This window comes from Paenibacillus agilis (assembly GCF_007786455.1).
Taxonomy (GTDB): domain Bacteria; phylum Bacillota; class Bacilli; order Paenibacillales; family Paenibacillaceae; genus Paenibacillus_B; species Paenibacillus_B agilis.
In genome coordinates this window covers 2,593,740-2,606,684 of the sequence record NZ_VNJK01000001.1, presented here as the reverse complement: position 1 = coordinate 2,606,684, position 12,945 = coordinate 2,593,740, and the positions used below count along the sequence as shown (strand labels likewise).

Sequence of the window (12,945 nt, the reverse complement as noted above, 5' to 3'; positions counted from 1 at the left end):
TGTGATGAGAAGAAGCCTACTTATCGGCATCACTTGTATATGTATGCTGCTTGTACAGCTTGTTCAGCCGATGGCAGTTACTGCTGCTGAAGTTAGCAATGTAAAGGTGTACGAGACACCGATGACGAATACGAACACGTCGTTGTCGGGTGCGATGACGTCCAAACATTTTCAATTTCAAACAGAGCCTTTTTGGAAAGCAAAAAATGCAACCATTACATTGGATTACAAAGCATCACAGTTAGCGATCAACGATCGATCCAGTGTTACGTTATCGATGAATGGAACCAAGTTCTATTCATTCCGTCCTAAAGTTGCTGATCAAGTGAAACAGCAGTTGGCGGTTGTCGTTCCTGCAGAATTGCTTGTGAAGGGCAACAATACGCTATCAGTGACAGGTAGTATTCAGACGACTATTAATGATCAAATATGTGTTCCGCCAGATCGACACGATAATTGGTTGGAAATTTATAAGACATCTACGGTTGCCGTAAAGTACGATACAGAAGCATTTAGCGGCAGCATACGAGACTTTAATGCGCGATTCACGGGAATGGACACCATTCGTGCCGATTCCAATGTGATTGTGGTACCTGAGCAAAGCAGTTCTTCAGAACTGGAAGCAGCTGTGCATGCATTGTCTGGTTTCGCAAAATCCAATCGACTGAAGAGCGATACAATTCCGATACAAAAATTTGATGCAGCATCAATGGATCATAAAAAATGGATCGTAGCTGTAGCTCTTTATGATCAATTGCCAGCTGTGCTCAAAACATCCTTGGAACAGCAGGATCTGAGCAAGCAAGCGCTTATTCAAGTTGTGAGCTGGTCTGGAAAACCAACGCTTGTTGTTACTTCTCAAGATGCGAATATGCTTGTTAAAGCAGGCCGTTTAATCGCAAATCAAGAGCTCATTATGCAAATGAATGGGTCTTCAAAAATAGTAACTGAGAGCACGGATGTTAATACTGCGGCCGTTAATGTGAGCAAACAAGTAACATTGACTGAGACTGGCGATGAAGTAAAAGGGCCTATGCGTCAAGAGAAAAGTTACTTTATTGCATTGCCGGCTAACCGCTCTATTGCGGATGCAAGCAAAATTAGTCTTGATATGCGCTACGCCAAAAATCTAGACTTCGATCGCTCTATGGTAACGGTTTATGTGAATGATAAGCCAATAGGCAGCAAGAAGCTGACTTCTGAGTTGGCGAATAGTGACACGCTTACATTGACAATACCTAAAAATCTCGATATCTCAGGTAACTTTATGGTTACAGTGGCATTTGATTTGGAAATGAAGCATGGCACATGTATTCGACCACAGGATGAGATGCCATGGGCTTACATTACTAAGGATTCTATGCTGCAATTGAATACGAAGGACAAGACAGAATTGTTATTCAACAATTACCCGAGTCCGTTTTTACGCGATGGCAGCTTCAATCAAGTTGCTGTTGTTATGCCGAAGGAACGAGATAACTATACGTATTTGGCGCTTTCTAATCTATTTAATCTTCTAGGGCAGTATGCAGAAGGCAATACAGGTAATATTCACTTCTATGAGGATACAGTGGCTGGAAGTGAGCTGACGAATTATAATGTCATTGCTATCGGCAGCTATGCAAATAATAAAGTAATCCGTGATCAGAATGCTAAGCTTTATTTCCAGTACGCTGCGGATGGTGCTGGATTCATCTCCAATGAAAAGATGAGCATCGATCAAGATTACGGCAAACGCTTGGGAACGCTGCAGCTCATTGAATCTCCGTATAAAGACGGCCATGGGTTATTAGCGGTTACTGGAGCAAGCTCCGAATATTATTATTTGGCTTCCAAGCTGCTCGGCAGCGAAGAACAGAAGTGGAAAGTATTTGGCGACAGTGTAGCTGCAGATAAAGATGGACAAGTATTTGCCCATCGCTTTAAGCAGCAGGCCGAGCAAAATGAACAATCACTTGTGAGCAATATTATGGAGCGCAGCGATGTGCTTGGCTTTATGGTTGCCGTTATGCTCATCATCGTGCTCATTCTCGTATCGCTTATATTCCTGATTCGCAAATATAGAAAGAAACGGAGGCAGAACGATGAAACGTAATCAAGGTAGTCTGCTGTCCGATGGAGCTTTCTTGCTGTGGATCGTCATCACGTTTGTCAGTATCGTATTCATTGCGGGAGATCCGAACCGCTATATTTTGAATATTATTTTGTTAAATGTGGCTTTGCTCGCTGCGATTATTACGTACTTTACGTCGCTGACCATCGGGCTTATCCTAAATGTTCTGTTTATTTTCGGTTACGGTACATTCACGCTGTATCAAACGATCGTACAGGGCAGTGTCCTGGAAGGGCATCATTATTTCTGGCTGATCATGACACCTGTATTTACGCTTGTTGCGTGGATGATCACGTTTAGCAACCAGAAGATGCAGGCAGAGAATGCTCAGCTGCTTAAGAAAAATCAATCGTTAGCGACAATGGATGAAAATACAGATCTGAAAAATAGTCGATCTTTCCAAAAGGACGCAACGATATTTATGGCGTTATCCAAGCGATATCAAATAGAGCTTACGCTGCTCGTTGTAAAGGTAAGATATTGGGATGAATTGAAGCAGATGGTCACCAGAGAGCAAATGACCGACCTGATTTACGATTTGTCCAAATTGAGTGAGACGAGCATACGTATGAATGACTCCTTGTATATGCTGAATTCCGATGATCCGACATGGGGGCTGCTGCTGTTCACTGATCGTGAAGGGGCTAATATCGTTATCAATCGAATTAAGGATAAAGTCGCTTCATTTAATGCGGTTGAGTCTACAGGCAAATATAAAATTGATTTGGATTTGATTATTGGCGCGATTGAGTACGATGCGGAGACGGTAACGACACCGCTCGACTTTATTGGGCAGGCAAGAAAACAGTTGGAGTATGATGTGTAGTTTCTGATAAAGAACATAATGAATCCCCTTTAGGCCTTGCAGCTGACGCATCGAGATGATGTCGTTGCAGCATGCATGCTTAAAGGGGATTTTTGCGGTAGATGTATGCATCTATTCCGTTACTATGCTTATTTTTGCTGTTACTGCGTTTTTTTGAGTGGGGGATGTCGTTCATAGTTACCCTCGTTGTATTTCTTCCATAATGCCCTTTATACCTTGATCAATATGTTCAAGAGGTGTTCTTGATACGCTCATTCGTAGAAACTTTTCCCGTTTCAGCCAGCTAGACAAGTAGAAGGGGTTCCCAGGTGCAACTGTAATATGCTTTGAGGCGAGTCGCTTTATGAGTTGATCCATATTGATCGTTAGCGGTAATTTGAATTGCGTATACATGCTTGAATGTGTATCTGCAAGCTGTACAAGTCCTTTCTCGTTATAGTGCTTAACTGTCGCATGAAGTGCTTGCATACGGCTGCTGTATTCTTTGCTTAGAAGCTGCTTGTGACGTTGATACATGCCATTTCGGATATATACTTCGAGTGCCGCTTGAGATAAAAGGGAAGTATCACCGTAACTTTTGTACGATTGGAATGTTTCTACCAAATGCTCAGGAAGAACAGCAACGCCGAGTCTTAATCCTGGGAAAATCATTTTAGAGAAGCTCTTCAAATAAATGACGTGTGAACTTTGATTGTACGAATAAATAGGATCAAATTGTCGGTTAACCCCCAGATCTGCCATATAGTCATCTTCGACAATATACACATCGTAGGTGCTGGCAAGCTTGGCTAGCTTGCGTCTTTCTTCGGTGCTGTAAGAGGTGCCGAGCGGGTTTTGGCAGCGTGACATCGTGTAGAAGAACTTGATCTCGCCGCTGCTGAATGCTTCCTCTAGTGCTTGCCAGTCGATTCCTTGTGCCGTGCGTGCAACTCCGCGAACAGGTATTTCTTCTCTTTCTAAGTAGCGTAAAAAAAGATCGTAGCTAGGTTGTTCGACAAGTACGGTGGAGCCTTGATTCGGAAATGGCATTCTTGCTGCAATTTCTAATGCTTGGTGAATGCCAGACGTAACTATAATTTGTTCAGTGCGTGCAAATACTTGATCATCTGCTAAGAGCGATATTAGTGCTTGTTTCAGGGAACAAAGCCCTTGTGGATGGCCATAAGTAAATAAGTTGTATTTATGCGTATCGATTGCTTTGTTTATACAATGCTGGAAGTCTCGATACGGGAATAAATGTAGATCAGGCGAGGCAGATGAAAAGTCAATCCCGTCATTGAAACCGCCTCTGTTAGTTTGATCGGAGCAGAATCGATCTACTACATAGTAACCGCTCTGGGGAATCGTATAAATCACGTGGCGTTGTTCAAGCTCTGTATAGGCCTGCGTGATCGTGCTTTGGCTGCAATGATATATTTGCATGGCTTGGCGAACAGATGGCAGCTTCTGGCCTGATTTGTAATGTCCGTCTCGAATTTTAGATTCGATATCCGCAGTAATAGCTTGATGTTTTTTCATAAATGCTCCTCTATGTATGCCCTTTATCCTTTAGCATTCATTCATGTAAATCCGTATGTGAGGAAAGTGAAAGGTGTTCGCTTTCGTCCTTGTATGTATGTTACCATGTTCATTCCTTTCTGACAGCCATAACCGATATGACTGTATCGATACAGTTGTGCAATTTGTATCTCGGTTGCCAGTCAAACTTATTGTATCGTGAAACATAACGGAAATCGGATGTGTCGTTATGACTCGGTCCTCGTTATTGCTTATATAGAAGACAGAGAGGGAGAAAATGTATGAACAGAACAGAAATCAAGCTTGCTTATATTTTGGCTGTGTTGAATGCCGTTATTATTGGATTTTCGTTTTTATTTGCTAAAGTTACATTGGACTACGCAGCACCGTTAGACACACTGACTTATCGCTTTGCCGCTTCGTTTATTGTGATGTCAATACCAGTAGCATTCGGCTGGATTAAGCTTCAATATCGGGGGAAGGCGCTGTATAAAGCGCTGCTGCTTTCCTTGATGTACCCGTTAGGATTTTTCACTTTGCAAGCATTTGGACTTCAGTACGCTAGCTCGGCAGAAGGTGGAATTCTATATGCTTGCACGCCTGTTGTAACGTTAATACTTGCTTCGATATTTTTGAAAGAAAAAACGTCTTTGCTGCAAAAACTATCGATATTCTTGTCTGTTTTCGGCGTTGTATTTATTTTCGTAATGATGGGCAGCACCATCGACTTCTCGAATGTGACTGGATTGCTTCTATTGTTTATGACATGTGTTGCTTTTGCTGGCTACAGCGTAATGGCGAGATCGCTCTCAAAGCAGTTTAGTCCTGCAGAACTTACTTATCTGATGCTGGGAGTAGGGTTTGTTACGTTCCTAGTCATTTCGATGATTCAGCATATTGGTGCTGGAACAACAGATCGTTTTCTGGCTCCAATCACAAACAGCACATTTATCGTCTCGATTCTATTTCTAGGTATCGTATCTTCACTAGGAACAGCGTTGGCAGCGAACTATATTTTATCGAAAATGGAAGCCTCAAAAATGAGTGTGTTCTCGAATCTATCAACGATCGTTTCGATGGTGGCAGGAGCGATGTTCTTGGGTGAGGAGATAACAGTGTACCATCTTATTGGCTCTGTGCTTATTATTGCAGGCGTAGTAGGAGCGAATTATTTGGGCCGGAAGCAAGGCGTGCAGCAGCAGCTTTTATCCGGCAGCAGTCTTTAAAACAGCTACAGTAGACCCAGGAAAAGAATTTGCATGCTACAAGAAGCTTGGAGATGCTCGCAACATCTAAGTCTAATTTGCTGATCCTTATTCCTCAAAGGAAATGGGAAGTAATTGATGTAGATTAATAAGAAGACCGCTGGCATTAATTGAACCAGCGGCCTTCCTATTTTCTTGAAATTAGCTGAATACTACATTTACTCACAATTTAATCAGGACTCTATCGGTTCTGGCTGCATCGCCTCAATACCATATCGAGCCAAAGTCTTTGTTGAAGCTTCCAGCATTCGTTTCTTCAAATAATCGCCCTTTATCACACGAACACGTTTGCCGAGAAATCGAATCTTGGATAATAGAAACTCATATTCATCTCTAAGCAGACGGATTCTTACATGGTACTTATCTTGTTCCTCGTCATAATCCACGGCCTTCTCAAAGCAGGAAAAGGCGTACATGATTCGGGATAGCTCTTGATTGTAGTCACGTACAACTTCGATGTATACTTCAGTTTTGCGCGCATGTTGAATGAGGGACAACTTTTCTAGTATTTGCTCAGCCGTTTCAGGTGATATTGGCTGTTCGGAAAAAGAAGTAATTTGGTCTATTTTTGTACTCATAAAGGCACGATGTCGCATATGGAACCATAACAAGTACCATTCTCGCTTCACCATAGAGTACTCCAGTTTATAAGGGAATCCTCTTTGCTCTACATTTTTTCGGCCATCCTTGACGATAAAGCTTATCTTCATTCCCTTTCTATCTGAAATGAGCCGACGCAATGGACGAAGAAGTGGGTGATAGACGTGCTTCTCTTGACTTCTTGCTTTCTCAATTAAGTATTCAGAGGTATCCATGAATATATCAGTACTCAGCATTTGTTTCAACTTGAGTAGTGTGTTTGCTGTAAATGCCTCGTTTGCTTCCGGATGTTCTAGCATTGTCTTCAACCATGATCGTTCATGAGCGGTGACGACAAATGTACCCGTGTCTTCTAACCGAGTAAGTAGCTGATAATTAAAAATTTTCTCAAATGGATTCATAATACGCATGAAGCTCCTTCCATTCCTCGATCATTTCATGTCGGAGTTGTCGTGGTTCGAGTACTTCACAGCTGGAACCGAAGCTTCTGAGCCATGGTTTGATCTCATAAATTCCATTTACTGATATTACATAAATAAATGATTCCTCATCTTCTTCGACGATTTCACCCCATTGCCCTTGAAGCAGAACCCGATGCTTGATGAAGTTATGCTGTTCACCGGAACTCGGATTGTAGAAGCGGGCACGAACCTTTATAGGTTTACCGGTATCAATCAACCAACTTGTTTTGAGTTTTTCCATGAGTTCGACTGTCTTTCTCTCATATACTTCTTCTGACACGGCTTCCGCCTCTTCGATATGGGTCATGCCTTCCATACGAAATTTACGAATGCCTTCTCTATCCATACCGAGTAAGTACCAACGTCCGTATTGATGATCGTACACAATCTTCAGCGGGAATGTTTTGAGCTGCTTTCCTGCACCTTGTCGCTCGAAGAGCGGATTCGTCTGCTGTGCCGTATAGCTTTTCTCTGCCTTAGGCGTGAAGTACAAGAACTGTACTCTACGACGATCGCGGATCGCACGAAGCAAGGTGAACAGATGAACTTCATCCAGAATTCGCGAGTGATAGTGATACTTGTATAGAAAAGAATCAACGAATGAATTATCTTCGGGAAGAATGTGCTTCAACTGCTTCTTAAGCCCATCTTGCAGCAAATAACCTTGAACAGAAGGTACTTGCGTATTCGCCATCACATTGACGAAGTCGAATAGATCAGTGAGTTCATCTTCAGATAGTTCACGTAGAAGATCATTATGTAATCGATAACGGTAAGGCCGAGTTGTGCTCTCTTTACGAATAGCGCCTACTGCTTCGAGATATTTAAGATCAGATCGTATCGTTTTCTCATCAGGCATAGACAGCTCCGCAGGCATGACGCTGCTACATACGTCCATGAGTTCAACAGCTGTCATGGTCTGTTCATGCAGCACTTCTAAAATAATCGATATACGTGTAGATTCCGATTCCTTCAAAGACTTTGCTCGAAATAAGAACAACAATATCGGATCGGTTGTTTCGTAATAGGTATGACGTACAGCGTCAAGAAGATCTAAGGCCTCGGCATTGGACTGTGAAGACGTTGCTGCTGCAATGTCTTTCAGTCGGCGCGTTGTTTTGTCAAAGGTATGTACCGAGATGCCAAGTCGTTCTGCGAACTGTTGTCTATTGTAAGCACCGCTCGTGAGCATGAGCATGCGTAGAAATTGTATCTCTTTATCGAAACTCTCCTTTGCCACCCACTTGTATTCCCCTTTGTAGTAAATAGCTGTTTCATTTATTGTATCAGCTGAACATTTGAGAAGATACGGAATTTTTTATAGGTCGTAATACTTTTGCCATGTTCATGAACTGGAAAATAGATAATGATAGATCCAGAACATTCATCCGTGAATATGAAAGGGGAAATGAACAGATGTCAGATGTTCAACATCAAATTTTAGCAGGATTGCAGGAAATTGAGAACGAAGAACGCGTGGAGATTCTATACGCTTGTGAGTCTGGTAGCCGTGCATGGGGCTTCCCATCGAAGGATAGCGATTATGATGTCAGATTTATATATATTAGGCCAGAAAAGGACTATTTGTCCTTATTTGAGAAACGTGACGTGATCGAAAGACCGATCAGTAATATGTTAGATATAAACGGTTGGGACTTAAAAAAGGCATTAGCCTTGTTTCGCAAGTCCAATCCGCCGCTGCTGGAATGGCTTCAATCGCCCATCGTGTATCGAGAGAATCATAAAGTAATCAAGCAAATTCGAGGACTTTCTGCGTTAACGTTCTCACCTAAGTCCTGCATGTATCATTATTTGCACATGGCCAAAGGGAATTATAGGGAATACTTACAAGGGGAACAAGTGAAGATCAAGAAATATTTCTACGTGCTGCGACCGTTATTGGCTTGCCAATGGATAGAACGATACAGAACAATGCCGCCGATCGAATTTCCGAGCTTAATTGAGTACTTGGTTCCAGCGGATAGCGAGCTTTACTCAGACATCCAACAGTTGTTAATGCGGAAAATAGCAGGCGATGAACTAAACATCGAGCCAAGAATATCCGCCATCAATGATTTTTTGGAAGAGGCAATTGCCCACTATGAACAAGTCGCTGCTCAACAGTCTGTGTCTGACGCAGGCAAATATGATATGCAACTAGATGAACTATTTCGTTCAACAATTTCCAATCAAGAATTCTAATTAAAGAAATGAGATAGAGAGGGGACTCTGAAATGGCTATCGTACAACTTACATCTAGCAACCCTCGATTTACGTTCCTCATTCGGAAAAATCCGCATAACGGAATGATTTTGAGAGAAGTCCGCAAAGGAATCGCATACGGCTGGTATAAGGATTTAAGCACATACAACGTCTATTTTAAAGACGCAGATAATGAAATCTCATACAAGCAGCATAAGCACGAAGTGTTTGAATACTTAAATGTATCTCGTTACAATACGCCTTTGTTTCCGTTGAATGCGTTAAACGAATTTTTCTCAGCTCCCTTGAAGGAGAAGGGTGAGCATGATGTGGAGGGCTATGTGCATTCTTTCTCTATCAATATGATTCATATTGATAGATTGCGGTACATTGAATTTTTCCAGAAGCATTTGAGTGACTATACTTTTGAACTGCAACAGCGCGCAGATAAGAGTTATGCATTGAAAGTGACATCGGAAAAAAGCTTATATGAACTGCTGCATGTCGTTAGTGTGCTCTGTTTATTTCTTGCGATGTTCGGCAACGAAAATATCGATATTTCTGACAGCATCATTGAGAAATATATTAAGAGCATGAACATTATTGATGCACCTTACTATATTCGCAGTTTATTTGTTCGCATTTTTCTATCTTCCAAGGATCGTTATCGAAAGTACAAAGCGCAGTTGGAAGCCACAAGCCGCTACCATATTCAGTTCGAGCAAGGCGGTACAGCCATGCAACGAAGAAACTTCATCGGAAATATTTTACCGTTTAACAAATCCATTTTGGATGTTGGCTGTGGCGAAGGATTCTATGCGATTCCTTATGCAGGGAAAGTAGATGCTCACTATTATGCGGTTGATATTAATGAAGATTTGCTTCAAGTTGTGCAACGAAAGGCAAATGCCAAAGAAATAGATAACATCGCGACGTATAGCTCGATAGATCACTTTGTAGAGACGTATAACGGGGAGCAAGTCGACGTTATTTTAACGGAAGTCATTGAACATATGAGTGAGAAAGAAGCCAAGCAGTTAATTCAGTATATTTTCACGCAAATTGACTTTGATCATTTTATTGTGACTACGCCAAATGCTGATTTCAACTCGTTCTATGAACTTTCTGAATTCCGTCATGATGATCATCGATGGGAAATGGGCAAGCATAACTTCGAGGCTTGGTTCGCGGAAGTGGCATCAGCCTATGAATATCCATATGAATTTGCAGCGATCGGAGATCGTGTGAATGATATAGCGACGACACAAGGTGTCATTGTAAAGAAAAGGGGGGATTAACATGGAGATTCGTACAAATATACATACCATTTTCATGATGATCGGCCCGACTGAATGTGGGAAGACGACATTTGCTAAAGAAGTGTTGATCCCACAGTTAAAGGGAGATGCAGCCGATCCTGTACGAACGAATATTCAATATTTGTCTTCTGATGCCATTCGTCAAGAGATTTTAGGGTACGATTATGATAAATATGATCAAGTTATGTTGGAGGCTAGTGCTCAAGCATTTCAGATGCTTTTTGAAAAATTGAAACTCGTCACGTCATTCCCTATTAATGCGGAGTTTGTTATTTTAGATACGACGGGTCTTGCAGAAGATTTTCGCGCGAAAGTAAAAGAGATCGCACACAACAATAACTACCGGGTAGAGGTCATCTTGTTCGATTATCGTAAACGAGATGACTACTATGCTTCAGAACGATCTAAGAGGCTCATCTCGAATCATATGAATCGCTTAAAGAAGGACGTACTGGGATCATTAGCTAGAGAAGGCTATGATAGTGTGCATCGTGTGCGTGCGAAAGACTTTTGCTCGTTCGAATATCAGGCTGTGCAAGTAAATCCAGATTATCGCGTCATTGTTGAAGATCGCAGTGATTATTTGGAGACGTTCCTGCCGAAGGATCAGAATTATATTATCGTCGGAGATGTGCATGAGTGCGTTAACGATCTGCAAGGTCTGCTTCGCAGTTATGGTTACACTATCGAAGCGGGTAAGCATGATATTGGCAAACTCATAGCCACAGAGCGGGTTAAAGAAACGAAGATTGTTCTGCTAGGGGACTGGATTGACAAAGGGAAAGCAACGAAGGAAACGATTGAATTCCTATATGACAATCAGGAGCATTTTCGATTTGTGTTAGGGAACCATGAGAATTTTGTCTATAAATATATGAAGGGCGAAATTAAAGGTGCTGACCCTGAGTTGATTCGCACATACTTTGACTCGATTCAAGTATTGATGAACGATCAAGAGTTGATGGAGAAATTCCGGCATTTGGTGAGTATGTCTAAGCCATTTTACCAGTATCGAAGTTCGGATTCTCCGTCCTATTATGTTACGCATGCTCCTTGTAGGAACAAGTATATTGGGAAGTTGGATACGAATTCCGTTCGACATCAACGTAACTTCCGCATTGATCGAGATGATTCATTTGAGGAACAGTTGAGTTTCTTGTCTGAAGAAGCGGTAAACAATCAACCTTATCATATTTTTGGCCATATTGCGGCTAAGACAGCGTTCCGTATTAAGAATAAGATTCATCTGGATACCGGCAGTGTGCATGGAAACAGACTAACAGCAGTCACTATTTCATTCAAGCCGTTCTTCAAATCACATCCAGCCAAGCAAGCTGTTATTCAGGAAGAGCTGCCAACATTGTTTGAAGTGAAGCGCAAAGTGTCTGTTCAGGAATTAGAATATGAAGAGGTCCGCAGGCTGCATCACTGTTCACAGAATAAAGTGAACTTTATTTCTGGAACAATGTCACCAGCGGATAAAGATTTAGAGGTGCATGAGCTGGAGTCGTTGAAGCGGGGGTTGGCGTATTTTGCAGAGCGTCAAGTTGATAAGGTCGTACTGCAGCCCAAATATATGGGATCAAGATGTAATGTATATCTGTATCGGGATATCGAACAGTGCTTCGCTGTTAGTCGAAATGGATACCGAGTGAATCAAGTAGATTTGACGGATATTTATAAGCAATTGTTGGAGAAATTCAATGCATATATGGATGAGCAGCAAGTATCGATGCTTGTTCTAGATGGGGAACTACTGCCTTGGAAGGCGATGGGGGAAGGGCTGATTCAGCGTCAGTTCAAGCCGATTGCGTCTGCCTTGGAGAGTGAGCTTTCATTTTTAGAGGCTAGTGGCTTCGAAGATGCTTTGACCACCCTCGTAGGATCGTATCAGGAAAGCGGATACGAGAAAGATCAGCATCATATGGCGAAAGCAGCATTAAGTGAGAAGTATGGAAGTCACGTTTATCAAACGTATAAGCATGTTCAACAGGTGCTGAAGTCGTACGTACCTTTGAATGACCACAAGCAAGCTTATGAAACTTATAAGAAGCAATTGGATTTGTATGCAGAGGACAGCAAGTTGGAATACAAGCCATTTGCAGTGCTCAAAGTGGTATATGAATCGGGTGAGGAGAAAATTCCAACAGATAGCACGTCTGATATGTATCGCTTCTTATCGAATGATGAGTTTCTCGTGTTGGATTTGGCACAGCAAGATTGCTATGAACAGGCAGTGCAGTTTTTCTCGATGCTCACGGTAGAGAATCATATGGAAGGTGTCGTCATTAAACCAGAGACTGTCGTGAACAATGCTGTACCTTACATGAAGGTTAGGAATGCGGATTATTTATCCATTATTTACGGTTACGATTACCGTTTCCCGCATAAGTACGACAAGTTAATCAAGCAGAAGAACATTACACAGAAGCTCCGTACATCGTTGAATGAATATCGATTGGGGCAGCAAATGCTAGCTGTCAAGTTCGATGAGATCTCACCTCAGCATGAGGAATATCAAGAAGTAGCAGCTAACTTACTATTTGAAACAGCCAAAGAGAAAGAAATTGATCCGAGGTTGTAACCTGGTGGCTATCGGTAAGGGTGTAATCGACGCGCTAGAGTCCGATTCAGAATTTGT

Annotated in this window: 9 protein-coding genes; 6 read left to right on the top strand and 3 right to left on the bottom strand. The window is 42.0% G+C overall.

Going from position 1 to position 12,945, the window contains the following annotated elements; translation table 11 throughout:
- Window positions 1-4: 4 nt before the first annotated feature.
- Window positions 5-2,095: a cellulose biosynthesis cyclic di-GMP-binding regulatory protein BcsB gene (locus FPZ44_RS11590; RefSeq protein WP_186786013.1), complete on the top strand. Its 2,091-nt coding sequence runs from the start codon at window positions 5-7 to the stop codon at window positions 2,093-2,095.
- The gene (locus FPZ44_RS11585) at window positions 2,085-2,939 is read left to right on the top strand and encodes a diguanylate cyclase (RefSeq protein WP_144990324.1); all 855 of its coding nucleotides are present in this window, start codon (window positions 2,085-2,087) and stop codon (window positions 2,937-2,939) included. The genes FPZ44_RS11590 and FPZ44_RS11585 overlap by 11 nt, the downstream gene beginning before the upstream one ends.
- Window positions 2,940-3,116: 177 nt before the next feature.
- Here FPZ44_RS11585 and FPZ44_RS11580 read toward each other — a convergent pair whose 3' ends face one another.
- Window positions 3,117-4,457 (bottom strand): aminotransferase-like domain-containing protein, encoded by a 1,341-nt coding sequence (locus FPZ44_RS11580; protein ID WP_144990322.1) that lies wholly within the window; start codon window positions 4,455-4,457, stop codon window positions 3,117-3,119.
- 281 nt (window positions 4,458-4,738) lie between these two features.
- Between FPZ44_RS11580 and FPZ44_RS11575 the strand changes: the two genes are divergently transcribed.
- The gene (locus FPZ44_RS11575) at window positions 4,739-5,683 is read left to right on the top strand and encodes a DMT family transporter (protein ID WP_144990320.1); all 945 of its coding nucleotides are present in this window, start codon (window positions 4,739-4,741) and stop codon (window positions 5,681-5,683) included.
- Window positions 5,684-5,895: 212 nt separating this feature from the next.
- On the opposite strand, the gene FPZ44_RS11570 is transcribed toward FPZ44_RS11575, so the two are convergent.
- On the bottom strand, window positions 5,896-6,723 hold the full coding sequence (locus tag FPZ44_RS11570; protein ID WP_144991799.1) for a WYL domain-containing protein: 828 nt from the start codon (window positions 6,721-6,723) through the stop codon (window positions 5,896-5,898).
- On the bottom strand, window positions 6,710-8,023 hold the full coding sequence (locus FPZ44_RS11565) for a helix-turn-helix transcriptional regulator (protein ID WP_144990318.1): 1,314 nt from the start codon (window positions 8,021-8,023) through the stop codon (window positions 6,710-6,712). Before FPZ44_RS11565 ends, FPZ44_RS11570 begins: the two co-directional genes overlap by 14 nt.
- A 176-nt stretch (window positions 8,024-8,199) precedes the next feature.
- Here FPZ44_RS11565 and FPZ44_RS11560 point away from each other — a divergent pair, with 176 nt between their 5' ends.
- From FPZ44_RS11560 to FPZ44_RS11550, 3 genes are read left to right on the top strand one after another with little or no spacing between them, the layout of a single operon-like run.
- Complete coding sequence (locus tag FPZ44_RS11560) at window positions 8,200-8,985, top strand: nucleotidyltransferase domain-containing protein (RefSeq protein WP_144990316.1); 786 nt, start codon at window positions 8,200-8,202, stop codon at window positions 8,983-8,985.
- Window positions 8,986-9,017: 32 nt separating this feature from the next.
- On the top strand, window positions 9,018-10,283 hold the full coding sequence (locus FPZ44_RS11555) for a methyltransferase domain-containing protein (RefSeq protein ID WP_144990315.1): 1,266 nt from the start codon (window positions 9,018-9,020) through the stop codon (window positions 10,281-10,283).
- A 1-nt stretch (window position 10,284) separates the two neighbouring features.
- Entirely contained in the window at window positions 10,285-12,888 is a 2,604-nt protein-coding gene (locus FPZ44_RS11550) for a metallophosphoesterase (RefSeq protein WP_144990313.1), read from the top strand.
- Window positions 12,889-12,945 lie beyond the last annotated feature (57 nt).